Source organism: Paenibacillus sp. PvR098 (assembly GCF_017833255.1).
In the GTDB taxonomy this organism is placed as follows: Bacteria; Bacillota; Bacilli; order Paenibacillales; family NBRC-103111; genus Paenibacillus_G.
In genome coordinates, this window is record NZ_JAFIBU010000001.1 from 3456070 (window position 1) to 3482879 (window position 26810).

23 protein-coding genes, 1 tRNA gene and 1 other RNA gene are annotated in these 26810 nt (G+C 50.3%); 20 read left to right on the plus strand and 5 right to left on the minus strand.

Features of this window, described 5'->3' with window-relative positions:
* The first annotated feature begins 88 nt into the window (after positions 1–88).
* The 9 genes from JOE45_RS17160 to JOE45_RS17200 all read left to right on the plus strand — a co-directional run bounded on the left by JOE45_RS17160 (position 89) and on the right by JOE45_RS17200 (position 10743).
* The gene (locus tag JOE45_RS17160) at positions 89–1039 is read left to right on the plus strand and encodes a ribose-phosphate diphosphokinase (RefSeq protein ID WP_210023157.1); all 951 of its coding nucleotides are present in this window, start codon (positions 89–91) and stop codon (positions 1037–1039) included.
* Between the two features lie 174 nt (positions 1040–1213).
* Positions 1214–2953, plus strand: a complete 1740-nt coding sequence (locus tag JOE45_RS17165) for a tetratricopeptide repeat protein (RefSeq protein ID WP_210023156.1) — start codon at positions 1214–1216, stop codon at positions 2951–2953.
* Between the two features lie 86 nt (positions 2954–3039).
* Complete coding sequence (gene trxB / locus JOE45_RS17170) at positions 3040–3987, plus strand: thioredoxin-disulfide reductase (protein WP_210023155.1); 948 nt, start codon at positions 3040–3042, stop codon at positions 3985–3987.
* A 182-nt stretch (positions 3988–4169) separates the two neighbouring features.
* Positions 4170–5120 carry an ROK family glucokinase gene (locus JOE45_RS17175; RefSeq protein WP_210023154.1) on the plus strand — a complete coding sequence of 317 codons (951 nt, stop codon included), beginning with the start codon at positions 4170–4172 and terminating at the stop codon, positions 5118–5120.
* 53 nt (positions 5121–5173) lie between these two features.
* On the plus strand, positions 5174–6073 hold the full coding sequence (gene rapZ, locus JOE45_RS17180) for an RNase adapter RapZ (RefSeq protein ID WP_210023153.1): 900 nt from the start codon (positions 5174–5176) through the stop codon (positions 6071–6073).
* Positions 6070–7059 carry a gluconeogenesis factor YvcK family protein gene (locus JOE45_RS17185; RefSeq protein WP_210023152.1) on the plus strand — a complete coding sequence of 330 codons (990 nt, stop codon included), beginning with the start codon at positions 6070–6072 and terminating at the stop codon, positions 7057–7059. The genes rapZ and JOE45_RS17185 overlap by 4 nt, the downstream gene beginning before the upstream one ends.
* 5 nt (positions 7060–7064) lie before the next feature.
* Positions 7065–7994, plus strand: a complete 930-nt coding sequence (whiA, locus tag JOE45_RS17190; RefSeq protein ID WP_210023151.1) for a DNA-binding protein WhiA — start codon at positions 7065–7067, stop codon at positions 7992–7994.
* Between the two features lie 249 nt (positions 7995–8243).
* Entirely contained in the window at positions 8244–8513 is a 270-nt protein-coding gene (locus JOE45_RS17195; protein ID WP_210023150.1) for an HPr family phosphocarrier protein, read from the plus strand.
* 457 nt (positions 8514–8970) lie between these two features.
* The gene (locus JOE45_RS17200) at positions 8971–10743 is read left to right on the plus strand and encodes a stalk domain-containing protein (protein ID WP_210023149.1); all 1773 of its coding nucleotides are present in this window, start codon (positions 8971–8973) and stop codon (positions 10741–10743) included.
* Positions 10744–11048: 305 nt separating this feature from the next.
* Here JOE45_RS17200 and clpP read toward each other — a convergent pair whose 3' ends face one another.
* Both clpP and JOE45_RS17210 read right to left on the minus strand, forming a co-directional pair.
* Positions 11049–11630, minus strand: coding sequence for an ATP-dependent Clp endopeptidase proteolytic subunit ClpP (gene clpP / locus JOE45_RS17205; RefSeq protein ID WP_210023148.1), 582 nt, complete (start codon positions 11628–11630; stop codon positions 11049–11051).
* A 121-nt stretch (positions 11631–11751) separates the two neighbouring features.
* Positions 11752–11826: transfer RNA gene (locus JOE45_RS17210), tRNA-Arg, on the minus strand.
* 272 nt (positions 11827–12098) lie between these two features.
* Between JOE45_RS17210 and JOE45_RS17215 the strand changes: the two genes are divergently transcribed.
* From JOE45_RS17215 to ssrA, 11 genes are all read left to right on the plus strand, one after another.
* Entirely contained in the window at positions 12099–13127 is a 1029-nt protein-coding gene (locus JOE45_RS17215) for a sugar-binding transcriptional regulator (RefSeq protein ID WP_210023147.1), read from the plus strand.
* A gap of 87 nt (positions 13128–13214) precedes the next feature.
* Positions 13215–14219, plus strand: coding sequence for a type I glyceraldehyde-3-phosphate dehydrogenase (gene gap / locus JOE45_RS17220; RefSeq protein WP_210023146.1), 1005 nt, complete (start codon positions 13215–13217; stop codon positions 14217–14219).
* Positions 14220–14469: 250 nt separating this feature from the next.
* Entirely contained in the window at positions 14470–15651 is a 1182-nt protein-coding gene (locus JOE45_RS17225) for a phosphoglycerate kinase (protein ID WP_210023145.1), read from the plus strand.
* Between the two features lie 14 nt (positions 15652–15665).
* Positions 15666–16418, plus strand: coding sequence for a triose-phosphate isomerase (tpiA, locus tag JOE45_RS17230; RefSeq protein ID WP_210023144.1), 753 nt, complete (start codon positions 15666–15668; stop codon positions 16416–16418).
* 1 nt (position 16419) lies between these two features.
* Positions 16420–17964 carry a 2,3-bisphosphoglycerate-independent phosphoglycerate mutase gene (gpmI, locus tag JOE45_RS17235; protein WP_210023143.1) on the plus strand — a complete coding sequence of 515 codons (1545 nt, stop codon included), beginning with the start codon at positions 16420–16422 and terminating at the stop codon, positions 17962–17964.
* Positions 17965–18009: 45 nt separating this feature from the next.
* Positions 18010–19302, plus strand: coding sequence for a phosphopyruvate hydratase (gene eno, locus JOE45_RS17240; protein ID WP_210023142.1), 1293 nt, complete (start codon positions 18010–18012; stop codon positions 19300–19302).
* Positions 19303–19423: 121 nt separating this feature from the next.
* Positions 19424–20134: a M50 family metallopeptidase gene (locus tag JOE45_RS17245; protein ID WP_210023141.1), complete on the plus strand. Its 711-nt coding sequence runs from the start codon at positions 19424–19426 to the stop codon at positions 20132–20134.
* Positions 20135–20249: 115 nt separating this feature from the next.
* Positions 20250–20486: a preprotein translocase subunit SecG gene (gene secG / locus JOE45_RS17250; protein WP_210023140.1), complete on the plus strand. Its 237-nt coding sequence runs from the start codon at positions 20250–20252 to the stop codon at positions 20484–20486.
* Positions 20487–20910: 424 nt separating this feature from the next.
* The gene (gene rnr, locus JOE45_RS17255; protein WP_210023139.1) at positions 20911–23355 is read left to right on the plus strand and encodes a ribonuclease R; all 2445 of its coding nucleotides are present in this window, start codon (positions 20911–20913) and stop codon (positions 23353–23355) included.
* A gap of 87 nt (positions 23356–23442) precedes the next feature.
* A complete protein-coding gene (gene smpB, locus JOE45_RS17260; RefSeq protein WP_210023138.1) occupies positions 23443–23922 on the plus strand; it encodes an SsrA-binding protein SmpB in 480 nt (159 codons plus the stop codon).
* 202 nt (positions 23923–24124) lie between these two features.
* Positions 24125–24488: a transfer-messenger RNA gene (gene ssrA, locus JOE45_RS17265) on the plus strand.
* Here ssrA and JOE45_RS17270 read toward each other — a convergent pair.
* The 3 genes from JOE45_RS17270 to JOE45_RS17280 all read right to left on the minus strand — a co-directional run bounded on the left by JOE45_RS17270 (position 24449) and on the right by JOE45_RS17280 (position 26777).
* On the minus strand, positions 24449–26008 hold the full coding sequence (locus tag JOE45_RS17270; RefSeq protein WP_210023137.1) for a recombinase family protein: 1560 nt from the start codon (positions 26006–26008) through the stop codon (positions 24449–24451). The genes ssrA and JOE45_RS17270 overlap by 40 nt on opposite strands.
* A gap of 68 nt (positions 26009–26076) precedes the next feature.
* Entirely contained in the window at positions 26077–26514 is a 438-nt protein-coding gene (locus JOE45_RS17275; protein WP_210023136.1) for a recombinase family protein, read from the minus strand.
* Between the two features lie 86 nt (positions 26515–26600).
* Complete coding sequence (locus tag JOE45_RS17280) at positions 26601–26777, minus strand: hypothetical protein (protein ID WP_210023135.1); 177 nt, start codon at positions 26775–26777, stop codon at positions 26601–26603.
* Positions 26778–26810 lie beyond the last annotated feature (33 nt).

Sequence of the window (26810 nt, forward strand, 5' to 3'; positions counted from 1 at the left end):
GTTTTAAAATGATCTAAAATACCATTTATTGCAATACTTGAGGCGTCGTTTGATGACCCATGAAACATAGCACAAAGCGGAGGTAACCATGTATAGCGACAAAATGAAGATTTTTTCGGGTTCGTCCAATCCGAAATTGGCGGAGCGCATTTGTAAGGAGCTTGGCGTGCCGCTCGGTCAGATCAAGCTGTCCCGTTTCAAGAGCGGGGAAATCTACTGTCTCTATGAAGAAAGCATCCGGAACTGCGACGTATTCTTGGTGCAGACCTTTTCCCATTCGATCAACGAGAATTTCATGGAGCTTCTCGTGATGATGGACGCCGCCAAACGGGCATCGGCGAGAACGATCAACCTTGTCGTTCCTTACTATGGTTATTCCCGCCAAGAGCGTAAAGCCGCTCCCCGTGAACCGATCTCGGCTAAGCTGGTGGCAGACCTGCTGACGGCAGCGGGTGCGGATCGTGTCATCACGATCGATCTGCATGCACCGGCGATTCAAGGCTTTTTCAATATTCCGGTGGACCATTTGACGGCGCTGGATTTGATCAGTGATTATATTAAGAAGAAAAACATTCCGAACCCGATTATCGTTTCTCCTGATGCGGGACGGGCAACGACGGCGGAGAAAATGGCCAACATTCTCGATGCGCCGTTCGCAATGATGATCAAGAAAAGACCCGCGCATAATGAAGCGGTGATCACGCATGTCATCGGCGAAGTTGAAGGAAGAACGCCGATCATCATTGAGGATTTGATCGACACGGGAACGACGATCGTCAATGTTGTTGAAGGCCTTAAGGAGCGAGGAGCGAACGACGCTTACGTGTGCGCAACTCACCCGGTGTTCTCGGGACCGGCGCTGCTGCGTCTGGACCATCCGAACATCAAAGAGTGTGTCATCACCGACTCCATCGCCATACCGGATGACCATTCGTCCAGATTCCAAGTGCTGACTGTCGCCAATTTGCTGTCGGATGCCATTAATATTATTATGTCCGGAGGATCGCTCAGTTCATTGTTTAAATACGGCGGCGTATAATTCATTTTAATGATTTACCAGATGACCCCTACGAACAGGATCTTACGGTTTGGGGTCATCTTGTGGTATACTTAAGAATCATTATTAACTCCGGCGATTGAGAGAGTGCCTTGCGAATCACGTTCAGGAAGGGTTTCTCATGAATTCCGGTCGGGTCATGGAGGTGCCTTATTAATGGAAAAGAAAAAACGTGCGATGCCCAAGCACAGCAATGTCGTACCGATGAAGATGGATGCCACGTTCTTTTTCGAAAAAGCCGTTCAGTCCTTGGACCGTTATCATTATGATAAGGCATTGAAGTATTTTCGTCGCGCGGCCGAATATGAGCCGGAAAATCCGGTGAATCACTGCAACTTGGCCGGGCTTCTGTCCGAGATGGGAAATTATGAGGAATCCAACCGCATTTTGCAGCATGTGCTTGAACGAATCGATCCTTCGATGACGGAATGCTATTTTTATATGGCGAACAATTTTGCAAATATGGAGAACTATGAATCGGCTGAGGAAGCGATTATTCATTACTTGGAGAATGATCCGAACGGACAGTTTTTAGAAGAATCCGAGGAAATGATGGAGCTGCTAAGCTATGAGCTCGACCGACCTACCAAGCTGACGACGATCAAGAGCCAGGAAGGGCTGTTCGAGCACGACCGGGCCCGTTCGATGCTGGAAGAAGGCCGATTCTCAGAAGCCGTTCGGGTGCTGGAGAAGATTATTCGCAAGCATCCCGATTTCATGGCCGCACGCAATAACCTGGCTTTGGCCTACTATTATATGGGGCACTTCGAGAAGTCTGTCGATATGATTGGCCAAGTGCTGGAGCTGGAACCAGGCAATTTGCACGCCTTGTGCAATCTGGCGATATTCTATCAGCACTTTGGTGATATAGAGAATTTGTCCGGGCTGCTTGAGATGCTTCGCAAAACCTATCCTTTCCATCAGGAGCATGCGTTTAAGCTCGCCACAACGATGGGGATTCTAAGCGAGCATGAGAAAGCGTATCTGCTGTTCAAGCGTCTTTTGAAGAACGGGGAAGTAGGTCTCGATCCCTCCCTGTGTCACTATACCGCCGTGGCCGCATACAATACGGGGCGTTATGAGGAAGCGGAGCGTTGGTGGCGGCAGGCCGAGAAGTTCGATCCGGGTTCGGAAATTCCAAAGTTTTATTTGAATTTGCTCAAGAAGAATTGGGACGAATCGGTGAAGCCATCTGTAAGCTATCATTATCATCTGCCGTTTGAGGAACAATTCCGGGGAGTGGAGCGTTCGGAGAACGGCATGCCGGAGCACCTGAAGCGCGATCCGTTGGTGCGTTCATCCTTTTTCTGGGCGCTGCGGCACGGGGATACCCATACAAAGCTGCAGGTCATTCAAGCGTTTGGCTTGATCGCGGACGATGAAGTGAAGGATGCGCTTCTCGAATTTATCGGACAACCGAACGAAGATGACTATCTGAAAAAGGTAGCCATCTTCGTGCTTCGGAGTATCGGTGTGAAGGAACCACTGACGGCGGTGCTGGAGGGAAGTCAGACCACGGTCGCGCCATCGCCCTTTGCCCCGGGACTTCCGATTTGGGAGCCCAAATGGCAGCAGGTGATGGAGACGGCGATGCGGCATATGTTCCGCCGCTATGATATGGTGCAGCAGTACGATTTACAAACCCTCTGGGTAGAATACTTATCCAGAGTATTTCCGAGCGTGCCCAAAATCACCAAAGTCGAGGGCTGGGCAGCCGCGCTGGAATACTTGATTGCGAAGATGCACCGCCGTCCCGTCAGCTATCAGGAAACGGCGGAACGCTATGGTGTATCGGTGGCTACGGTCAGCAAGAACGCGAAAATGATTGATGAAGCCTGCGGACTAAAAGAAAAGATGGATGCCATCTTCAACAAGTTTGCAAGCCTGGAGTCCTAAGATTAATATAAGGTATAGAAAAATACGCTGACAACCAGCCGTAAGAAAGCGGCTCAGCAGTTGCAGTCGATTGGGAGGAAACCATAATGTACAAATCAATCGTAATCGGAACCGGCCCTGCCGGATTGACAGCAGCCATTTACTTGGCACGCGCCAACCTAAACCCGCTCATTATCGAAGGTCCGGAGCCGGGTGGCCAGCTTACGACAACAACCGATGTGGAAAATTTCCCAGGGTTTCCTGAAGGCATTATGGGGCCGGAATTGATGGCCAACATGCGCAAGCAAGCAGAACGCTTCGGCGCTGAGTTCAAAACCGGTTGGGTAAATAAAGTGGATCTTTCCGAACGTCCATTCAAGCTCAATGTAGAAGGACTTGGTGACATTGTAGCGGAATCGCTGATCATCTCCACGGGTGCGTCGGCGAAGCTGCTCGGTATTAAGAACGAGAAGGAAAGTATGGGACGCGGCGTTAGCACCTGCGCAACCTGCGACGGCTTTTTCTTCCGCGGCAAGAAGATTATCGTGGTCGGCGGTGGCGACTCGGCGATGGAAGAAGCAAACTTTCTGACACGATTTGCAACAGAAGTGCGTGTTGTCAACCGCAGAGACGAACTGCGCGCTTCCAAAATCATGCAGGATCGCGCGCGTGAGAACGAAAAGATTGCTTGGAGCTTGAACCGTACGCCGCTGGAGGTCATATCTGGCGATAAAGGCGTTACCGGTCTGAAAGTGAAGAACAACGAAACCGGTCAAGAAGAAATTATCGAAACCGACGGCATTTTCGTAGCGATCGGCCATAAGCCGAATACGGATTTCCTCGACGGGCAAATCGTAACTGACGAAGTGGGCTACATTCTCGCGAAGCCGGGTTCATCCTTGACGAACGTGGAAGGCGTATTCGCCTGCGGCGACGTACAGGACAGCAAATATCGCCAAGCGATTACGGCTGCCGGCAGCGGTTGTATGGCTGCTCTGGATTGCGAAAAGTTTCTTGAGGGACATATGGTGCACGATTGGAGCAAGTCTCTCTAATCGATTGAACGTGGAACTTTGGTTCCGCGTTTTTTTTCTTTGGCCCTATCTTGACCTCTTGTATAGGTTGGCTTATAGTTGGAACAAGAGACAATGCATATGGACCGAGAAGCGTTATATTATAAGGTATTCCGAGGTCATGTGAAGATATAGATGGCAATCTTGTATGAGGTGATTAAGAAGTGGGACATCAAGTATACGTTGGAGTCGATTTGGGAGGTACCACAATTAAGGTTGGTTTGTGTGATGAGCAGGGCAAACTGCTGCTCTCGTACGAAGGCCCGACCGGTACCGAACACGGCGCCGACGTGGTGCTGGAGAATATCGCACAGTATGTGCGCAAGCTGGTGGCCGAGTCCGCCTACGAGTGGGATCAGGTTGGTGGAATTGGAGCGGGAATTGCCGGATTTATGGATATTTCCGAAGGCTTCATTAAGCTTTCTCCGAACCTGGGCTGGCGCAATGTACCTGTGAAAAAAATCCTTGAAGAAAAGCTTGGCAAAACTGTGAAAATTGACAATGACGCCAATGTTGCCGCCCTCGGCGAAGCATGGGCCGGCGCAGGCGAAAATATCCCAAATGTCGTTTGCTATACTCTTGGAACGGGTGTCGGCGGTGGGATCATCATTCATAGCCGAATTTACCAAGGCTTTAATGGTATGGCCGGCGAGCTGGGGCATATGGTTGTTGTTCCGGACCTGGAGGCCATCGATTGCGGGTGCGGCAAAAAAGGCTGCTTGGAGACTGTTTCTTCAGCAACGGGGATCATCCGTATGGCGAAAGAAGCGGTGGAACGAGGCGAGCATACTTCTTTGGCTCTCGTGGAGAACATCATGGCCAAGGACGTGTTCGATGCAGCCAAAACCGGTGACGAAACGGCGCTGCGTATTATTAACCGTGCTGCCTTGTATCTCGGCAAATCAATGGCTGCAGTATCCGTCATCTTGAACCCTCAGCGGTTCATCGTCGGTGGAGGGGTATCCAAAGCGGGCGACATCCTATTTGACGCTATTCGTAAATACTACAGAGAGTACGCTCAAGAAACCGCACAGGAAGGCGTGGACATCGTCCCGGCCGTTCTGGGTAACGATGCCGGTGTTGTTGGTGCCGCAGGTCTCAATCTGCGGGGATAGCTCCGAGCCGATCCGTCCTTCGGGTCTTCTGAGCACGGAAGGAGAAGAACCCCATGGAAAATATACAAACCCTCGGTAAACTGGTTATTATCACAGGCATGTCCGGAGCTGGTAAAACGATTGCGGTGCAGAGCTTGGAGGACTTGGGTTTTTTCTGCGTGGATAACCTTCCTCCGATTTTGATTCCAAAATTTGCCGAGTTGATTGAGCAGTCCAAAGGTAGAATCGGCAAAGTTGCGCTTGTGATCGATCTCCGTGGCCGTGAGTTCTTCACTTCGCTGTCGGAATCGCTTCGATATATTAATGAAAACTACACGTTAACTCACGAAATATTGTTCCTCGATGCGACGGACTCCGTTCTGGTTCAAAGGTATAAGGAAAGCCGGCGCAAGCATCCTCTCGCTCCGACAGGTGCCCCGCTTGAAGGGATCCAGCAAGAGCGGAAGCTGCTGGAAGAGTTAAAAGGTCACGCCACCCAAGTCATCGACAGCAGTACGTTGAAGCCCGCCCAACTTAAAGAGAAGATCGTGTCTCGTTTCACCAATCTGGAGGTAGGCGGCATATCTATAAATGTAATCTCATTTGGCTTTAAATACGGAATTCCGATTGATGCCGATTTGATCTTTGACGTGCGTTTTTTGCCCAACCCGCATTATGTCGATAACTTACGTCCGAACACCGGCCAGGATCCCGAAGTGTATGATTATGTTATGAAATGGACGGAGACGCAGGAGTTTCTGGCGAAGCTTCTCGATATGCTGCATTTCCTCGTTCCGCAGTACAAAAAGGAAGGCAAGAGTCAGGTCGTCGTCGGTATTGGTTGTACCGGCGGTAAGCACCGCTCGGTTGCTATTGCGGAATACTTAGGTAAAATGATGGGTAATAGCGAAACGGAGGTTATCAGAATCACTCACCGGGATTCGGAACGAGATCGGGTTGAGGTGAAGAGATGACACTTGTCCACGAAAGAGAAAACTACAGGCCGCGTATTGTTGTCATTGGTGGGGGAACGGGCCTGTCGGTGATGCTTCGCGGACTAAAACTGAAGCCCATGGATATTACGGCTATCGTTACTGTAGCTGATGACGGAGGGAGCTCGGGTATTTTGCGTTCCGAGCTTGAGATAATCCCCCCCGGCGATATTCGCAATGTGTTGACTGCGCTGGCGGATGTGGAGCCGCTGCTCGGTCAATTGCTCGAATATCGTTTTGATAAAGGGAATGGATTGGCCGGACACAGTTTGGGTAATCTAATGTTGGCTGCAATGCGAGATATTACCGGAGATTTCGTCACCGGTGTGCGGGAGTTGAGCCGTGTACTGGCCGTTCGCGGCCGTGTTCTTCCGGCTTCCGACCAATCGATTGTGCTTAAAGCGGAGATGGAGGACGGTACCTTCGTGGAGGGTGAGTCAAAGATCCCGCTAGCGGGTGGCGTCATCCGTCGTGTATCCATCGAGCCGGCCGACGTACGTGCCCTTCCGGAAGCTCTGGAGGCTCTTCGGCAGGCAGATGCTATTCTGGTAGGTCCGGGGAGTTTATATACCAGCATTTTGCCGAATTTATTGGTACCGGAAATCGCCGAGACGATTCTGTCATCCAATGCGCTGAAGATATTTATTTGTAATGTGATGACCCAACCCGGGGAAACGGATGACTACAAAGTCAGCGATCATTTGAAAGCGGTTCGAGATCATGTCGGGCACGATTTATTCGATTATGTCATTGTGAACAATGAAGAGATTCCCGTAAAGATACAGAACAGATATGCCGAACAAGGCGCGAAAGTCGTGCAGCTAGATCTGGATGAAGTGATGAAGCAAGGCTACAAGGTGATCGCCGACCGTCTCGTCTTGTTCCGAACTTATTTGCGACACGATGCGGAAAAGCTAAGTCAGCACATTTATCAACTGGTGGAGAGCTGGATGTTCAAGAAGAGGTGATTACCATGTCCTTCGCCGCCCAAACGAAAAAAGAGCTAACTCTGATGGAATCGGAGCGCTGCTGCGAGAAGGCGGAGCTGTCGGCCCTCATTCGTATGAATGGTGCTGTGCAGGTTTCCAGCCAGAAAATTGTACTGGATGTCTCAACGGAGAACGCTGCGATCGCAAGGCGAATTTATTCTCTTCTCAAAAAATCGTTTCAGGTGCACACGGAGCTACTGGTCCGCAAAAAAATGAGGCTTAAGAAGAACAACGTATATATTGTGCGTGTTCCCAATCAGGTGCAGGAGATTTTGAAGGAGCTGCAGATCGTCTCCGAGGGTTTCCTTTTCACTCCGGGCATAGAATCGGATATTATTAAAAGAGGCTGCTGCAAACGGGCTTATCTGCGGGGAGCTTTCCTCGCGGGAGGATCCGTCAACAATCCGGAGGGTTCCTCGTATCATTTGGAAATTTATTCGATGTATGAAGAGCACTGCCAATCATTGTGCCGATTGGCCAATGAATTTGATCTGAATGCCCGCTGTATAGAGCGGAAAAAGGGTTTTGTTCTTTATATCAAGGAAGGCGAGAAAATCATTGAATTTCTAAGCTTAATTGGGGCGCATCAGGCTTTACTGCGGTTTGAGGATGTGCGTATTATGAAGGACATGCGAAATTCCGTGAATCGGCTGGTCAATTGTGAAACGGCCAATTTGAACAAAACCATAGGTGCAGCAGTGCGGCAGATCGATAATATTCGGCTTTTGCAAAAAGAGCTCGGTCTCAATAATTTGCCGGATAAGCTTCGGGAGGTTGCGGAGATCCGTTTGAAGCATCCCGATATGAATCTGAAAGAAGTCGGTGACCTGCTGAAGGGTCAAGTCAGTAAATCCGGTGTCAATCATCGTTTAAGAAAAATTGATGAACTCGCAGAAAAACTGCGGAAAACCTGACGAAACTTGACCAAATGTAGATTTTTTGTGTAAGTTTTCAAAATTTCTAGTGTAAACTGCCGAAAAATGATATAATGATTGACAAATCGAATTGTAACGATTGTAAACGGAAACAGCCTAAGTGAGGCTTCCGTTCTGGATCGTTTCGGAATACCGTCTTTCCTTGATGGGACGGTGAATTCATTTACTCTTAGGGCGTTCTGCCCTTCATCCTTTGGGAATTTAAAGATTGTAGGGGGTATTGGTTGCATGTCGAGACGCCCAGTAGTCGTCAAATTAAAAACAGGCCTTCATGCCAGACCGGCGGCACTTTTCGTGCAAGAAGCGAATAAGTTTTCTTCGGAAATTTTTGTGGAGAAGGACGAGAAAAAAGTGAATGCCAAGAGCATCATGGGGATTATGAGCCTCGCGATCAGCACAGGGACTGAAGTGCACATAAGTGCAGAAGGTTCGGACGCAGAACAGGCTGTGACCGCGTTAGTTACATTGGTGAGCAAAGAGGAATTGGAAAACCAATAATAACAGCTATGGCTTCCGATAAGGAAGCTTTTTTTCTTCAGCGGCTCTCTCTTCCGTTTCAATGGTACAAGCAGAGATAATACAGGAAAGAGCGCAACCTTTTTTCGGGCAGCGCGTCTATATAGACGTGTCTTATGCCGGAAAAGGTTTTTTCTGTTGTTCAATAACATCAGTACATGTAAGCTGTATCCAAAGGATCTCTTTTTGGATGGCTGAAGGAAAAAACCTCCCGCTTGCAAAGCGGGGTTTGCTCTGCAATCTTGTAGTTCCGGCATCTTAGAAAAGACTTCGATGAGAAGTTTTTCTACAGATAAAGAAAGTATAAATTTTGCAGCGAAGTCAGACGCTTTCTTTATCACAAGAAAACCTGTTTTTGCATCGCGGCCTCAAAGCATGGTTGGCCTAGTTTGTGGTTTTCTTACGACACCAGAAGAGCTGCATAAAGAGGAGTAGAAAGATGAAGCGGATGAGGAAAGAGTTGGCCTTGTTACTGATCATGGCGATGATGCTTTCGTTTGCAGCAGCCCCGTTGGCTTCTGCAGAGCAAGAAGCGCCGATGTCCTCCGGGACAACGTATGTTTTGCTTTACATTGATAAGCAGGAAGCTTTCTTGAACGGGGAGCAGGTGACGCTCGAGGCGCCGGCGACCATTTTGAAAGACAAGACATTTGTACCTGCCAAGTTTTTGGGTGATTCTTTCGGAATGAAAGTGCAGTGGATCGCCGAGAAGCGGCAGATCCAAATGGAGACGCCTGGCTACAGCATCATGCTGGATATCGACAACAAATCCGTATGGATTAACGGGTACTGGCAGCATTTTGATGAAGTGGCTGCGATCGTGAATGGCAAGTTGATGATCAAGCTGACGTGGCTGGCTGATTACATGGGGGCAAAGTATACATATAACAATGAGCTAAGACGGGTGGATGTGCTTTACGTAAATCCTCCAAGGGGAATTTACGATCCCAATACAAGCAATTCCAACCCCGTAGCCAAGTTTACGTTTGCTAAGCAGACCTACAAGATCGGTGAGCCGGTCAATTTTGTGGATCTGAGCTACGATCCGGATGCGGAAGGTCTGCCGAAGTACGAATGGCAGGGGAAAGAAGAGGCCTATTTTAAACCTGGCACTTATCCGATAACGCTGACGGTGTGGGATCGCAATGGCAACAAAAGCGAGCCCTATACCCGCAATCTTATAATCACAAATGAAACACATCTGAATGCAGTAGAATATCCGATTTACATGAAGCCGGTAGGCGGCTACATCAAGACTAACTGGAGCATACTGTGGAGCAATTTTTGGGAGCTTCCTCAACTGCCTAAGCAGGTGACAGAGGATCGATCCCGTAAGCTGCTGGTCAGCGACAGTCCGGAAACCTTCACGGAACAAGGGATTTTGTATCAAGACAACGTGGAAGGCAAAGGGCGTCTGTATGCAGATCATATTAATGGAACGAAGGAAAAGCTGACGCTTGCGATTTTGGCAACCAACTTGACTGATAAACCGGTAACGGTCAAAACGACCAATAAAGGCGAGGTATGGCCTTCGGTTTATGCAAATCTGATCGGCAGCGAGGCTACCGTCGATTTCCTAATGGGTGATCCGCTTAACGAAACGCTGACGATTCCTCCCCAAAAGACATTTGTGTATAAGCAATTCCCGGATTTTTATCCCGATCAAGGGGTGAACTTGTTCTACGATGTGGAAACGAGCGGGCAGGTGCAGTTTACGTTTGCTGTCGCTCCGGAAATCTCGCAGAATACATTGCAGCTTCCGAAGCTTGCGTTTAACGGCCATGTTCGCGGAACGTTCCCGGTATCCGAGGTGAACTGGAACATCGATGCCAGCTCATTCACAACGCCATCACGGCTAATTATTGGGGATGGGAAAGCAGACCCGTTCCAGGCAGGCTATGATCCTCAGCGTGGTCAAAATGTGCTTAACGACGGTAACTATGGTGTCGTCTACAAAATTCACGCGGACAAACCGCGAAAAATGGCAGTCATGATCCTTCCGAAGGGCGGGGTATTCAAGGGGCCGTTCAAAATCAACGGTGAAATTCGTATGGTGCCTTTCTCCGGCGTGCTGACTGCATTTGACGGGATGCAAATTCTGGCGAAGACCACCGGAAAAGAAGAATCGCTGGACATCGAATTCAGTCCTCCGGCCGGTTCTGCATTCCCGATTGATTTGATCTTCTACCCGTTGGATGATCGAGCTGAGTAATTGGATCTGATGGAGACCCTTCTCCATCGCTCTTGAAGAGCGGTGGAGAAGGGTCTTTTTGCTTGACCTGTCAAGGTTCATCAGTGAAGAATCAGTCTGGCATACGGAACTTTTGTGGGCCTGTGGCCGCTTATTTTGTTACTTGAGCCTTTATTAACAGGGGGATGCTAATGAAGCCATGGATGAATAAGCCAGAAGCGCTGTTAGCGTTAGCCGAGTTTCATTGTTGTCGGGAGTCATTAGGGGTAAACGAAAAAGCCCTGCTTCGGCTCGTTCGCCGTTCAGGGCTTTCGTCTTGCTGCGGTTTACACGCGTTCGATGACTTTATCGATCAAACCATATGCCATTGCTTCTTCCGCTGACATGAAGTTATCGCGGTCCGTATCTTTCTCGATACGCTCGAACGATTGTCCGGTACGCTCGGCCAAGATTGTGTTGAGCTTATCTCGCAACTTGAGAATGCGCTTCGCGCGGATCTCGATATCGCTGGCCTGTCCTTCGGCTCCGCCGAGCGGCTGATGGATCATCACTTCGCTGTTTGGCAGGGCAAAGCGTTTGCCCTTGGCGCCGGCAGCGAGCAAGAATGCTCCCATTGAAGCGGCCATGCCCACGCAAATCGTGGATACGTCCGGTTTGATGAACTGCATCGTGTCGTAAATCGCCATCCCCGATGTGATCGAGCCTCCGGGGCTGTTAATGTACACATGAATATCTTTGTCTGGATCGCTTGCGGCCAAGAACAACAGCTGTGCGATGATCGAATTGGCTACAACATCGTTGATCCCAGTACCGAGAAAAATGATGCGGTCCTTGAGTAGACGGGAGTAAATATCATAGGCGCGTTCCCCTCTTGCATCCGGTTCAACAACCATAGGAATAAAACTCATGAGCTGCAGCCTCCTTATAATTAAAACTATAACCATAATAACGGAAAATCAAACAAAGGTCAAGAAAGGTCAAACGAGGAAATAAAAAAAATCAGCCATAAGCTGATGTTGTTGGTAAGAATGGCGCGCCCGCAAGGAATCGAACCTTGATCTCAGGCTCCGGAGGCCTACGTCATATCCATTGGACCACGGGCGCTTAGTATTTAGTTCGCTGACTTAAGGTGACAGCAAAAGTTATTATAATCTATCGCGATGAGAAAAGCAACTCTATAAACCAAAAAAAGTTGTGGATCAATATGACAATGAATATTGGGCTGGATTCTCCAGGCAGTCCTCTTGAAGCGAGGAACATAATGGGTTATAATAAACTTATCTAAGTGAGAGTGCTTAGTTCTTTTTTTGGAGTATGTGGGACTAAAAATGCAGTACCGGGACAAAAATCGTCCATGTAACGAGCGGAGTGAATCCATGAGAGACATCCTAACCATTCAACAGCAGCTTCTTCCTGATTTGGTTGATACGATGAAGAAACGGTATTCCATTCTTCACTACATCCTGGTTTCCGGAATGGTAGGTCGAAGGACGCTGGCGGTCTCACTGAACATGACGGAGCGGGTGCTTCGCGGGGAAGTGGATTTTCTCAAAGAGCAGGGGCTAATCGATGTAGAGGCCTCCGGGATGCGTATCAGCGCGGCCGGAAGAGAGCTGCTGGAGAGGATCGAACCGTTGGTGAAAGACTTATTCGGGCTTACCGAGCTGGAGGAACGTATTCGCTCGCATTATGGCTTGAAGCAGGTTGTGATTGTGCCGGGAGATTCAGACCTCTCGCCCCATACAAAGAAGGAGCTTGGCCGCGCAGGCGCTTCCGTGCTTCGCAAGCTGGTTAGGGAAGACGAAGTCATTGCCGTGACCGGCGGATCAACGATGGCCGAAGTCGCTTACCACTTGACGGCCGCAAGCCCCATGAAGGGATGCTGGTTCGTTCCGGCCCGCGGAGGGTTAGGAGAGAGTGTGGAGCTTCAAGCGAATACGATTGCTTCTACGATGGCCAAGAAAGCGGGAGCGCGTTATCGGCTGCTTCACGTACCTGATCATTTGGGCGAGGAAGCTTACCAATCGCTCATGCAGGATGACCACATTGCCGAAATCATTCAATTTATCCGTAAGGCACGGATGGTCATTCACGGCATAGGAGAGGCTATGGTCATGGCCAGACGCCGCAAGGTGGACCAGGAAACGACGGGGAACCTGCAGCGTGACGGAGCGCTTGCGGAAGCGTTCGGGTATTATTTTGATCGAGAAGGACACATCCTTCACAAAATGCCGACCATCGGGCTGCGTATGGAAGACATCCAGAGCATGGATACGGTCATCGGGATCGCCGGTGGCAAAAGCAAAGGCGAAGCGATCGTCTCGGTTCTGAAGCACGGGCACGAGGATGTGCTTATCACCGATGAGGCAGCAGCGCAATACATTGTACAACGATTGACATCTTGATAGGCTCCGGCCTGTCTTGACATATGTTGCAGCGGCCGTGGCCGTTTGACGACACATCATAAACCCATTTTTAGGAGGCTATTACTCATGGTAAAAGTAGGAATTAACGGTTTTGGACGTATCGGTCGTAACGTATTTCGTGCGGCGCTTGGCAACCCGGAAGTAGAAATCGTAGCGATCAACGACCTGACAGACGTAAGCACATTGGCGCACCTGCTTAAATATGACACGACGCACGGCAGATTGGATGCAACGGTTGAATCCACAGAAGGCGCACTGATCGTCAACGGAAAAACGATCAAGGTGTTTGCAGAGCGTAATCCAGAGAACCTTCCTTGGGGAGCTAACGGTGTAGAAATCGTCGTAGAATCCACGGGTATTTTCACAGCTAAAGAAAAAGCCGAGCTTCACTTGAAAGGCGGAGCTAAGAAAGTCATTATCTCTGCACCGGCTACAAACGAAGACATCACAATCGTTATGGGCGTGAACGAAGATAAATATGACGCTTCCGCTCACACGGTCATTTCCAACGCATCCTGCACAACCAACTGCTTGGCTCCGTTCGCGAAAGTGTTGAACGACAAGTTTGGTATCGTAAAAGGAATGATGACAACCGTTCACTCCTATACGAATGACCAACAAGTGCTCGACCTGCCGCATAAAGACCTCCGCCGCGCCCGTGCCGCTGCTGAAAATATCATTCCGTCCACTACGGGTGCAGCGAAAGCCGTTTCCCTGGTTCTGCCGGAGCTGAAAGGCAAGCTGAACGGTATGGCTATGCGCGTACCAACACCTAACGTGTCTGTAACAGATCTGGTAGTTGAACTCAGCACGAACGTAACGGTTGACGAAGTGAACGCAGCGTTGAAAGCAGCTGCTGATGGCCCGCTGAAAGGGATCTTGAACTACTCCGAAGAGCCATTGGTATCCAGCGACTACAACGGCGACCCTGCTTCCTCCACCATCGACGCGCTGTCCACGATGGTTGTCGGCGACAATATGGTCAAAGTTGTATCCTGGTATGACAACGAGTGGGGTTACTCCAACCGCGTTGTAGATTTGGCAAACTTTATCGCTAAAAAAGGTCTGTAATGATAAAATTGTGGTAATGCTCTGATTATCGTTAAAAGAAACTCATCTTCGTAGGCAATGGGGTGAACGTTGGGCTCGCAAATCATTCGTTTCTGTATACCAACCAGAATCCGGTTGAAACGAAAGATGGAAGCTAACGCTCTGCGGCCACCCGCCTATGATGGATCGAGCCATTCTTTGAACGATGAAGAGACATTCCCACATTTTTTATGTGCGGGCAGGATAAAACCGGTTGGGGGGCATGGATAAAATGAGTAAGAAAAGCGTTCGTGACGTAGAAGTAAACGGCAAAAGAGTGTTTGTCCGGGTCGATTTTAACGTGCCACTCGAAAAGGGCATCATCACCGACGACACGCGGATTCGTGAGACGCTGCCGACGATCCAATATTTGACGGAGCGCGGAGCGAAAGTGATCCTCGCAAGCCACATGGGCCGCCCGAAAGGCGAGGTTGTGGAAGAACTGCGTTTAACCCCTGCGGCGGAGCGTTTGTCCGAGCTGCTCGGCAAGCCGGTTGCCAAGGCAAATGAAGCGATCGGAGACGCGGTGAAGGCGCAAGTTGCGGAGATGAAGGATGGCGACGTGCTGCTGTTGGAGAACGTGCGGTTCTATGCCGGGGAAGAGAAGAACGATCAGGAATTGGCCAAGGCGTTTGCCGAGCTTGCTGATTTGTACGTGAACGATGCCTTCGGTGCTGCGCACCGCGCGCATGCATCTACGGAAGGGATTGCGCATCATTTGCCAGCCGTGTCCGGCCTCCTTATGGAGAAAGAGCTGGATGTGCTTGGTAAAGCGCTGAACAATCCGGATCGTCCTTTCACGGCGATCGTAGGCGGAGCGAAGGTTAAGGATAAAATCGCCGTCATCGAGAAGTTGATCGAGATTGCCGACAACATCATTATTGGCGGAGGCTTGTCCTATACATTCTTCAAAGCCAAAGGCTATGAAATCGGGAAATCTCTAGTGGATAACGATCGTCTTGAGCAGGTACAGGAGTTCGAGCGTAAAGCGAAAGCCAAAGGCGTTAATTTCTTATTGCCGGTGGACATTGTGGTAGGCGATGCATTCAGCGCGGATGCGAATACCAAGATCGTTCCGGTGGACTCCATTCCAGCAGATTGGGAAGGATTCGATATTGGTCCGAAAACCAGTGAGCTCTACGCCCAAACGATCGCCGGGTCGAAGCTGGTCGTATGGAACGGTCCTATGGGCGTATTTGAGCTCGAGCCGTTCAAGAACGGAACTAAAGCAGTGGCGGAAGCATGCGCGAAAACATCCGGATACACGGTCATTGGAGGCGGCGACTCTGCGGCTGCAGTTGAGAAGTTCCAGCTTGGAGACAAGATGGATCACATCTCCACGGGTGGCGGCGCTTCTTTGGAATTTATGGAAGGCAAGGCGCTTCCGGGCGTCGTAGCCTTGAACGATAAGTAAGGAGGCAGCGAAACATGCGTAAACCGATAATTGCAGGCAACTGGAAAATGTTCAAAACGGTGCAGGAAGCCGAAGCTTTCGTAGGCGAAGTCAAAGGCAAGGCAGAAGTGGATGGGGTGGAAAGCGTGATTTGCGCACCATTTACGAATCTGCCTGCATTGGTGGAAGCGGTAAAAGGAACCTCACTTAAGGTGGGCGCTCAGAACCTTCATTTTGAAGATAACGGTGCCTTTACCGGCGAAATCAGCGGAGTGATGCTGAAGGATCTCGGCGTAGATTATGTCATCATCGGACACTCCGAGCGCCGCGCTTATTTTGCGGAGACGGATGAAACGGTTAACAAAAAAGTGCTTGCCGCGTTCAAGCATGGTTTGACGCCGATCGTCTGCGTTGGAGAGAAGCTGGAGGAAAGAGAAGCTGATCAAACCAAGGCTGTGTGCAAAGTGCAGACGGAAGCGGCTTTCGCAGGCCTTAGCGCAGAGCAAGCGGCGCAGGTCGTTGTCGCTTACGAGCCGATCTGGGCGATTGGAACGGGCAAGTCTTCTACGGCTGCGGATGCCGAAGATGTGATTGGATACATTCGTGAGCTGATCTCCGGCTTGTATGGTCAGGAAACAGCAGAGGCCGTTCGCATTCAGTACGGCGGCAGCGTGAAGCCGAACAACATTGCCGAGTACATGCAGCAACCGAACATCGACGGCGCCTTGGTAGGCGGCGCGAGCTTGGAACCGGCATCGTATATTGCGCTGGTTGAGGGGGCCAAGTAAGATGGCCAGACCGAAACCGGTAGCCGTTATTATCCTTGACGGCTTTGGACTGCGCGGAGATGTGCAGGGTAATGCCGTGGCGCAAGCGAAGAAGCCGAATTATGACCGGTATTGGAACCAGTTTCCGCATACGACGCTCACGGCCTGCGGAGAAGCCGTAGGACTCCCAGCGGGTCAAATGGGCAACTCGGAAGTGGGTCACTTGAACATCGGTGCGGGCCGGATCGTATATCAGGATTTAACGCGAATTTCCAAGTCGATTCGGGAAGGTGAATTTTTCGAGAACAGTACGATTCTCGGAGCGATTCACCATGCCCGCGATCATGGGAAGAAGCTTCATTTATACGGGCTGTTGTCCGATGGTGGCGTACATAGCCATATCGCTCATCTGTTCGCTTTGCTGGAGGTTTGCAAAAAGGAGCAGTTTGAAGAAGTGTACATTCATGCGTTTTTGGACGGCCGCGACGTAGCCCCGGACAGTGCGGTAAATTACATGGAGCAGCTGCAAAACAAGATTGCAGAGCTCGGCGTAGGGCGGATTGCTACCGTGCAGGGCCGCTATTACGCGATGGACCGCGATAAGCGCTGGGAACGTACCGAGAAGTCCTACCGTGCGATGGTGTACGGCGACGGGCCGACATTCGAGGATCCGATGAATGCCATTAAGGATTCTTATGTACGTTCGGTGTTCGACGAATTCGTCATGCCGACCGTCATCGTGAAGGCAGACGGGACACCTGTAGGTTTGGTCGAATCCGGCGATGCGGTGGTCTTTTTCAACTTCCGGCCGGACCGTGCGATTCAACTGTCCCAGGTATTTACCAACAGTGATTTCCGCGGCTTCGATCGGGGGGACAAGGTTGCGAAGGATTTGTATTACGTTTGCTTGACCTTGTTCAGCGAAACCGTAGGCGGCTACGTTGCTTATAAGCCGAAGAACCTGGATAACACGCTTGGGGAAGTGCTGGTGCAGAATGGTCTGAAGCAGCTGCGCATCGCCGAAACGGAGAAGTATCCGCATGTTACGTTCTTCTTCAGCGGTGGACGGGATGTGGAACTGCCCGGGGAAACCCGGATCTTGATCAATTCGCCTAAGGTGGCCACGTATGATATGCAGCCGGAGATGAGCGCTTACGAGGTGGCGGCTGCTGCGGTCGCGGAGATCGAAGCAGAAAGACAAGACGTCATTATTCTTAACTTCGCTAATCCTGATATGGTCGGACACTCCGGTTTTCTTGAGCCTACGATTAAAGCGGTGGAAGTAACGGATGATTGCCTGGGTCAAGTGGTCGATGCGATTCTGGCCAAAGGCGGTGTGGCGCTGATTACAGCAGACCACGGCAACGCAGACCTGGTAACGAATCCGGATGGGTCCCGCAATACCGCGCATACGACGAACCCAGTCCCTTTCATTCTCACCGACAATCGTGTTACACTAAGGAACGATGGCATTCTGGCGGATATCGCCCCGACGGTGCTGGAGCTGCTCAGCGTAGCCCAACCGACGGAAATGACCGGTAAAACGCTTTTAGCAGCACGAGTTTAACATAACCGAAAATTGATTAAAAAAAGACAAGGAGTGTATCTAGCAATGACTGTTATCTCCAATGTGTACGCCCGTGAAGTGCTTGACTCCCGCGGAAATCCGACGGTAGAGGTGGAAGTATTCCTGGAATCCGGAGCGCGCGGTCGCGCGATCGTTCCTTCCGGCGCATCGACAGGCGCTTATGAAGCGGTAGAGCTTCGCGACGGTGACAAATCTCGTTACCTCGGCAAAGGCGTGATCAAAGCCGTTGACAACGTGAACGACATCATCGCACCGGAAATCATCGGAATGAATGCGCTGGATCAAGTCGGTATCGACAAGCGCATGATCGATCTTGACGGCACGCCGAATAAAGCCAAACTCGGCGCGAATGCGATTCTTGCGGTTTCCATGGCCATTGCCCGTGCAGCAGCAGAAGCCCTCGATGTTCCGCTATACGTATACCTCGGCGGATTTAACGCCAAAACCTTGCCGGTGCCAATGATGAACATCATCAATGGCGGCGCGCACGCGGATAACAACGTGGACGTACAGGAGTTCATGGTATTGCCGGTAGGCGCTCCATCCTTCAAGGAAGCCCTGCGTACAGGCGCGGAAATTTTCCACAGCCTGAAAGCAGTCCTGAAGGAAAAAGGTCTGAACACCGCTGTTGGTGACGAGGGCGGCTTCGCTCCAAACCTCAGCTCTAACGAAGAAGCAATCCAAACGATCATTACGGCCATTGAGCGTGCAGGCTACAAGCCAGGCGTGGATGTATTCCTAGGCATGGACGTAGCTTCCACCGAATTCTTCAAAGATGGGAAATATCATCTTGAGGGCGAAGGTAAATCCTACACTTCTGCGGAATTCGTAGATTTCCTAGCTGCTTGGGTTGAGAAATATCCGATCATCACGATTGAAGATGGCTGCTCCGAAGATGACTGGGAAGGTTGGAAGCTGCTGACCGAGAAGCTGGGCAGCAAAGTACAGCTTGTGGGCGACGACTTGTTTGTTACGAACACAAACCGTCTTTCCCAAGGTATCGAGCAAAACATCGGTAACTCGATTTTAATCAAAGTGAACCAAATCGGTTCCTTGACCGAGACATTCGACGCGATCGAAATGGCGAAGCGCGCAGGTTACACGGCTGTCATCTCCCACCGTTCCGGTGAGAGCGAAGATAGCACCATTGCGGACATTGCCGTAGCTACCAATGCCGGCCAAATCAAAACGGGTGCACCTTCCCGTACAGACCGCGTAGCGAAGTACAACCAATTGCTTCGCATCGAGGATCAACTGTCCGACGTAGCCCAATACGCTGGCAAATCGGCCTTCTACAACCTGAAAAGCTTTAAGTAATATCGGCTTTTTATAATATCATAGCCGTCAGACGAATGAACTTTAGCAACCCCAACTGCCTCAGCGGACGGTCGGGGTTGCTGAAAATTGACAGAGTATGGCGCATCCGGGAGGGAATCCAATGAGTAATTTGATAAAGACCGTATTGTTACTGTTTGCATCGGCCTTTCTTACCCATTTGATTCCCTTTAATCATTTTTTTCGCAGCTTGAATACGATGGTTCACGAATTCGCGCATGCGATCATGACTCTCGCGCTTTCGGGCCATGTGATGTATATCGAGTTGTACGCGAACCACAGCGGAGTCACTTATTCGCAAATATCCAGCACGTGGAGCTTGATTCCGATTTCTATGGCCGGGTATACGTTTGCTTCGCTGTTCGCTTGGTTTATGTTCTATGCCAGGTCTAAGGGCAAAGACAGATTAGGCTTACAGATGGTAACTTTGGTGGCCATTCTGTCGCTGGTTCTGTTTGTCCGTAACGAATACGGCATCGTTTGGCTGGCAGGCTTCGTACTGCTGAACGCCCTGATGCTTGCCTTTATGCCTCGCTGGCTTCGTGACGGATACTATCTTCTGCTGGCGTTTCTGATGCTGGAGGAGGCTGTATTCGGTTCGTTCTCGTTAATACTGTATGCTTTGCAAGATCCTGGTGCGGCAGGGGATGCAACGAACTTGAGTCAGGCTACTCCTATTCCAGCTATAGGCTGGGCATTCTTTTTTACCGTGTTTTCTCTCTGGTGTGCGACCAGATCGCTTCGCATATTTCTTGGCGGCCGGAAATCGAGGAGAAGTAAAGCTCCCGCAGTTCAGCCGCGTTATGAGGATTAACCGCTGTGACCACTGAACAATGGGTAGGATTTGTCACTGAGTTTGTTATGTGTTATAATATGTATGCTGTCTATTTTTAGGACAAGATCGGTGTTATCCTGCAGGGGGTGGAATCATGGAAGTAGTATTGAAGATTATACTGGTGATCGCATCGCTTGGATTGATTGCGGCGGTTCTTCTGCAGCAAGGCAAAAGCGCGGGTTTATCCGGTGCCATCTCCGGGGGTGCGGAACACCTGTTCGGTAGACAAAAGGCACGCGGCATGGAGCTCTTTTTATCCCGTCTGACGATGGGGCTCGCAGCAACATTTTTTGTCTTGTCTGTAATTGTGGCTTACTTCGTAAGAGCCTAATCCTAATAAATATGTGACAGCAGGGGAATGATACTCCTGCTGTTTTTTGTTTCTTATGTATGGATTGAGGACCTGGTCCATAGGGTACTTACTCAGCATCCTATTCATTGGTTGAGCTATGATTTGGATCGAACATGGCTATACTGTGAATATGCGATCATTGATAGGGAGATGCTCCCAATGTGCTGCTGTACAATTACGGAACCTAATGTTAGAAGAAGCTTGTACATAGCTCATTTGGATGAGTGGGTATTTTAGGCAGTGCCTCCATGCTTAATTAGCCGCGGAAGCGGGTATACGAAGAATATGCGTTGTTTTTGCTGAAGCTGGAGTCAGCGGGGACAAGGAAACAGACAGCCGTCAATGATTCAACATAGTTTATAGTAAAAAGAGGTTAAGAACATAAGAAGGCAGGTGAGAATCAATGATAAAAAAAGAAGAATTACTTGATTTTATGAAGGAAACGGCATATAAACCGATGACGTATAATGAGCTGGAGCTGCATTTTCAGTTGGAGAGCGCACAGGACTTTAAAGATTTTCTGAAGCTGCTCAACCAGCTTGAGAATGAGGGCTTGATTGTGCGTACTCGCAACGATCGCTACGGTGTACCGGAGCGAATGAATCTGCTTCGGGGCAGGCTGCAGGCGCATGCCAAGGGGTTTGGGTTTCTGATTCCGGATGATCGCGATCACCCGGATGTATATATCCATGCTAATGATATGGGCACAGCCATGAACGGAGACATCGTGCTTGTGCGTATCAACTCCAAAAGTCCCTCCGGCGGACGAATGGAAGGAGAAGTCGTGCGTGTCGTTACCCGCGGCAATACGCAAATCGTCGGGCTGTTCCAAGCCCATGAAGAGTATGCTTTCGTTATTCCCGATGATAAACGGGTTGTGCGTGACATCTTCATTCCGAAGGGATTGTTCGGTGGAGCAATGGACGGTCACAAGGTCGTTGTGAAGATCGTAACTTACCCTGAAGGCCGCGCGGCCGCGCAAGGTGAAGTTGTCGAAATTCTCGGTCATAAGAATGATCCGGGCGTGGATATTTTATCGATTATCCGTAAGCATGGTTTGCCAGAGGCATTTCCCGATGAAGTGATAGATGAGGCCACAGCAGCTCCAGCCGTCATTTCTGAAGAAGAGCTTAAAGGGCAAGGCAGGCGGGATTTGAGAGACAAACGGATCGTCACGATCGACGGCGAGGATGCCAAAGATTTGGACGATGCGGTAAATGTAGAGCGGCTGCCAAACGGCAACTATGTGCTGGGTGTTCATATTGCTGATGTCAGCTATTATGTAAGGGAAGGCTCAGCGCTGGATAGTGAAGCGTACAACCGCGGCTGCAGCGTGTACTTGGTTGATCGGGTCATTCCCATGCTGCCACATCGGCTGTCTAACGGGATTTGTTCACTGAATCCTCAGGTAGATCGGCTGACGATGTCCTGTGAGATGGAATTCGATGCGGACGCGAATGTGGTGCGCCACGATATTTTCACAAGCGTCATCAAAACCAGCGAGCGGATGACCTACACGAACGTGCGGAAGCTGTTGACCGAGGAAGAGCCAGAGGCTGAGCTTGTTGAAAAGTACGGCTACCTGATGGATGATTTCCGTTTAATGGAAGAGCTGGCTATGAAGCTGCGCTCCAAACGGGTGCGGCGGGGCGCCATCGATTTTGACTTCCAGGAATCAAAAATTTTGGTCGATGAGAATGGAAAGCCGACGGATATCGTCAAAAGGGACCGGACCATCGCTGAGATGATGATAGAAGAGTTTATGCTGGCGGCCAATGAAACAGTCGCAGAGCATTTTCACTGGATGAAGGTGCCATTTTTGTACCGGATTCATGAGGACCCGGATGGGGAAAAGCTTCAGCATTTTATGGAGTTTATTACGAACTTCGGATATGTGGTACGGGGTAAAGGCAATTCGGTGCATCCTCGGGCGCTGCAGTCGCTGCTCGAAGAGATTAAAGGGACCAAGGAAGAAACGGTCATTAGTACCGTCATGCTGCGCTCCATGAAGCAGGCGAAATATGACTCCCAGAGCTTGGGGCACTATGGGTTGGCGGCGGAGTACTATTCGCACTTTACTTCGCCGATTCGCCGGTATCCGGATTTGATCATCCACCGCGTAATTCGCGAAGTGCTGGAAAGCGGCGGCACATTAAGCGATGCAAGGCATGAATACCTTGCCTCTCGAATGGACGATATTGCGAAGCAATCGTCTGAACGGGAGCGAATGGCGGTGGATGCGGAGCGGGAGACCGAAGCGCTGAAGAAAGCCGAATTTATGCTCGACAAGGTCGGAGAAGAATTCGACGGGATCATCAGCAGCGTGACGAGCTTCGGTATGTTCGTTGAGTTGGACAATACGGTGGAAGGGCTCATTCGTCTGTCTGATCTCACGGACGATTATTACCATTACCATGATGCACAGCACGCATTGATCGGAGAGCGGACCTCCAAAATTTATCGCTTGGGCGATGAAGTGAAGGTACGTGTGGCGCGCGTGAACAAGGACGAGCGTACCATTGACTTTGAAATGGTGGATATGAAGCCTCGGCCGCAAAAGGTGAGCTTGGTGGACGCGCTGAACAACGTCCGCAAGAATAACAAACGGTCCAGCCGCGGCGGCCAAGAAGGCGGCAGATCCGGGCGGCCTGCTGCTAGTGGCAGCAGTCGTGCGGGACGCAGCGAGCGGAGCGGTAAGCCGGGCTCTGGCGGCGCTACCCGTAGCGCTCGCGGCAAAGGTCCGGGTGCGGCAAAGACCCGCGCTCTAGAGCCGGTTAAAAGCGGCTCGAGTACGGGTACGGGTTCTAGCGTTGTTAAGAAAAAGCGCAAAAAGACCGTCAAGCGGTAACCTCTTGATTTCCCGGGATGGAGTTGGTACAATGGACTCCATCCCTCTGTTTGGAAATCATTGCAGGAAGGAGCGGGAGCGGAGGATATGAGCAAAAAAAGCGAAAACAAAGTTCTAGCGCAGAACAAGAAAGCTTCTCATGATTATTTTATCGAAGATACCTATGAGTGCGGCCTCGTCCTAACGGGAACGGAGATCAAATCGCTGCGGTTGGGCCGGGCGAATATTGGCGATTCGTTTGCAACGATTCGCAACGGCGAAGCATTTGTACATAATATGCACATCAGTCCATTCGAACAAGGTAACCGTCATAATCCTAGTGACCCGACAAGGGCCCGTAAGCTCCTCCTCAAGAAAGCCGAGATCAGCAAGCTGCTCGGTCAAGCCAAGCAGGAAGGTTATACGATAGTGCCGTTGAAGATTTACGTACGAAACGGATATGCCAAGCTGCTAATCGGACTTGGTAAAGGGAAGAAGCAGTACGATAAGCGTGATACTGCGGCCAAACGCGATGCCCAGCGCGACATTCAACGGGCGCTTCGCGAGAAGCAGAAAGTGGCCAGATAAACGGCAGATAACGCCATTATGCCAAGGATATGGCGGTGCTTCCATGAATCGAGGGTTCTTTTTACTCCGATGTGTGTTATAATAAAAGAGCATCAGGGAAGTGCACAGCATCATCAGCAAGATCAGCAGCAAATGTCTTTCTTTTTGCAGGTAAGTTTTATTTCATAACCTTACGGGGCCCATCTACAGGGCCCCCTTATGCGGGGACGTTCTTGGATTCGACGGGGATAGTTCGAGCATGGGTTGCGGGTAGTGGGGACGCGTCCACTTCATCAACGCTAAAGCCTATTAAATGGCAAACAACAAAACAACTACGCTTTCGCAGCTTAATAACCTGTGAGCGTGCCTCTACTCTCCATCGCCCATGTGGCGGGATAGGGGCTCAACCTTAGTGGGATACGCTGTCTAGTCTCCGCCTGCGGCTAGCTGAAGAAGACAATCAGGCTGACCCAACGCAGAGCCGGTTACGGGGCGCTGCTCGGGTGACATCAAAACTGTGACTACACCCGTAGAGGCCTATGTGGCGTTATCTTCGGACAGGGGTTCGACTCCCCTCGTCTCCATATGCTAAATCCACAACGGGGACCTTAAAGATGACTTCTACATGCTTTTCGTAGACAATCACCTTTTCCACATAGCTGCCGATGAACTTCTTGATTTCAGGAAGATCACGGTTTGCGATGTGGGTCCCGAACTGAGAAAGCAGTTGTCGCAGAGATTCCTCTGTGATGGCTGCTTTTTCGTTTTGCGCCCGGGCCTCCAGCAGCTTCTGCTCAAGGCCGAGCTTCTGCTTCTCCAATTCCCCCAGCTTGTCGACCAGCGTGGCGTTGGAAACGCCGCTGGCGATGGCGTTGACGATGTTCGCGATTTGCCGCTCGATGCCCTCCAAGCTCTTTTCCTGCCGCTCTTTCACTTCTTTGATGCCCGTTTCCTTGGACTTTTGGTAATCGTTTAGCTGCTTTGCGAGCAGGGGAATGGCCTCGTCGTTGAAGATTTTCTCCTGCAGCTGGGACAAGACGTAGGTTTCGATGTACTCCCGGCGCAGCTCCGGGTTCTTGCACTCCTTAGTCCGATCCCGGTTTCCGCAGCGGTAGGTGACGTATTTTAGCTTATTGCGCCCGCTGAACTTGGTATTGCCCATCATGGAAAAGGCAGTGCCGACATTCTTTAGGCATTCCCCGCATACGATCAGTCCGCTTAGCAAGTACATTTCCTTCGCTTTGTATGATCCCGGCGATTTCTTGTTGGCGTTCATTTTTTCTTGGGCCTTTTCAAAGTCAGCCTTAGAAATGATGGCTGGCATGCCGCCCTCTACTCGGATCACGTCTTCGTCGCTTTTCTTGCGGTTGCTGTTCCGCTTGCCCTCTGCGTCTTTCCCGTCCGTCAGATTGAAAATGTATGTTCCGGTGTACTTTTCGCAGCTGAGAATGGTGTACAAGGAACCTTTGCTGATGGGGCGACCGTATCGCGACTTGTAGCCTTTCTCAGCCAGCCCCCGGATGATTTGGTTGTATCCGTATCCCGCGAGAAACATGGAGAAAACCATTTCGACGATGCCACGCTCGTCTTCGTTGATGACGTATTGCTTTGTTAACGGATCGACAGAATAGCCGATTGGAGGTAAGCCGCCGGTGTGCTTACACTGGTACGCGGTTTCTTTCAGGCCCTTCATCACTTCGCGGGCGAGATTCTTGGAGTAGTATTCTGCCATGCCTTCAAGCAAGGATTCCAGAATGACACTTTCCGGCGAACCGTCCAGGTTCTCGGTCACGCTCAGCAGTTGGACGCCGTTTTTCTTCAGCTTGCGCTTGTATTTTGCGCTATCGTATTTGTCGCGGCTGAAGCGGTCCAGCTTATGGACGATTAGCACGTCGAAGTGGCCCTTTTCGCTATCCTCGATCATCTGTAGAAATTCGGGGCGCTTGTCCGATGTCGCAGACTTGGCCCGATCCGCGTAAACTTTAATAAGCTCGAAGCCCTTTTGCTTGCAGTAGATTTCGATGGCCCTCACTTGAGCGTCGATAGATTCATCACGCTGGTTATCGCTAGAGAATCGAGTGTAGGCAACTGCACGTTTAATGGTCATGGTTAAGATCTCCTCTCAATTGTAAATGCATTTTAGGGGGATTTCCCATTTATAGAAGGTTGGTGAAATTAGATTTCTACTGAGTCGAACTCTTTCATTTCTTCTAAACGGTGGATTAAAGGTCCAATAATTGCTTCTAAAATGGAATTTGCAAACATGTCCTGTGGGGCTACCTGCTTTGTTTGCTCAGCGATTACAAGCTCAACCCCATTATCGGTAAGACGCTGTTTGAAAATCGCCACATCCAGCACGTCACGCCCGATGCGGTCTGCACGCTGAACGATGATGACATCGAACAATCCCTTCTTACTGTCTGAGAGGAGCTTTTGGAACATGGGCCTTTGGCTTAGAGGAGTGGAGTTTGCAACTTCGCTGTAGATTTTCACAATTTTCAGTTGGGTCGATTTTGCGTGATTTTCACAAGCGTATTTTTGATGATCGAAGGCTTCTTCTGTCTGGGACGGACTTCCGACGCGGATGTAGATGGCTGCTCGTTTTTGGGACATATGGCGGTTCCTCCTTTAAGGTGTCGCTCCTCGGGGGAGGGGCGGATGATTGATTGGATTAGTGTCAGCGGTACTTTTCAGTACGACTATTTGGTTCGTTTTTTTGTTAGCATGGCGTTAAGCATTTCAACGGTAGGTTGAAAATATGATTCCGGTGTTTCTCGAACCTGATCAATTGCCTCATTGGTGATCTTATCCGGTTCTGTGGAATTGCTTTTGAGCTTTTCGCGCGAAATGCAGGTGTGAAGGCGTGCGATTTGCACGTTCGTTTCCCCCTATTCGTAACGTTCGCTCTA

Bases quoted from the DNA above. Each gene is read 5' to 3' on its own strand.
- JOE45_RS17160 (WP_210023157.1), top strand. From the start codon at position 89: ATGTATAGCGACAAAATGAAGATTTTTTCGGGTTCGTCCAATCCGAAA.
- JOE45_RS17165 (WP_210023156.1), top strand. From the start codon at position 1,214: ATGGAAAAGAAAAAACGTGCGATGCCCAAGCACAGCAATGTCGTACCG.
- trxB (WP_210023155.1), top strand. From the start codon at position 3,040: ATGTACAAATCAATCGTAATCGGAACCGGCCCTGCCGGATTGACAGCA.
- rapZ (WP_210023153.1), top strand. From the start codon at position 5,174: ATGGAAAATATACAAACCCTCGGTAAACTGGTTATTATCACAGGCATG.
- JOE45_RS17185 (WP_210023152.1), top strand. From the start codon at position 6,070: ATGACACTTGTCCACGAAAGAGAAAACTACAGGCCGCGTATTGTTGTC.
- whiA (WP_210023151.1), top strand. From the start codon at position 7,065: ATGTCCTTCGCCGCCCAAACGAAAAAAGAGCTAACTCTGATGGAATCG.
- JOE45_RS17195 (WP_210023150.1), top strand. From the start codon at position 8,244: ATGTCGAGACGCCCAGTAGTCGTCAAATTAAAAACAGGCCTTCATGCC.
- JOE45_RS17200 (WP_210023149.1), top strand. From the start codon at position 8,971: ATGAAGCGGATGAGGAAAGAGTTGGCCTTGTTACTGATCATGGCGATG.
- clpP (WP_210023148.1), bottom strand. From the start codon at position 11,630: ATGAGTTTTATTCCTATGGTTGTTGAACCGGATGCAAGAGGGGAACGC.
- JOE45_RS17215 (WP_210023147.1), top strand. From the start codon at position 12,099: ATGAGAGACATCCTAACCATTCAACAGCAGCTTCTTCCTGATTTGGTT.
- gap (WP_210023146.1), top strand. From the start codon at position 13,215: ATGGTAAAAGTAGGAATTAACGGTTTTGGACGTATCGGTCGTAACGTA.
- JOE45_RS17225 (WP_210023145.1), top strand. From the start codon at position 14,470: ATGAGTAAGAAAAGCGTTCGTGACGTAGAAGTAAACGGCAAAAGAGTG.
- tpiA (WP_210023144.1), top strand. From the start codon at position 15,666: ATGCGTAAACCGATAATTGCAGGCAACTGGAAAATGTTCAAAACGGTG.
- gpmI (WP_210023143.1), top strand. From the start codon at position 16,420: ATGGCCAGACCGAAACCGGTAGCCGTTATTATCCTTGACGGCTTTGGA.
- eno (WP_210023142.1), top strand. From the start codon at position 18,010: ATGACTGTTATCTCCAATGTGTACGCCCGTGAAGTGCTTGACTCCCGC.
- JOE45_RS17245 (WP_210023141.1), top strand. From the start codon at position 19,424: ATGAGTAATTTGATAAAGACCGTATTGTTACTGTTTGCATCGGCCTTT.
- secG (WP_210023140.1), top strand. From the start codon at position 20,250: ATGGAAGTAGTATTGAAGATTATACTGGTGATCGCATCGCTTGGATTG.
- rnr (WP_210023139.1), top strand. From the start codon at position 20,911: ATGATAAAAAAAGAAGAATTACTTGATTTTATGAAGGAAACGGCATAT.
- smpB (WP_210023138.1), top strand. From the start codon at position 23,443: ATGAGCAAAAAAAGCGAAAACAAAGTTCTAGCGCAGAACAAGAAAGCT.
- JOE45_RS17270 (WP_210023137.1), bottom strand. From the start codon at position 26,008: ATGACCATTAAACGTGCAGTTGCCTACACTCGATTCTCTAGCGATAAC.
- JOE45_RS17275 (WP_210023136.1), bottom strand. From the start codon at position 26,514: ATGTCCCAAAAACGAGCAGCCATCTACATCCGCGTCGGAAGTCCGTCC.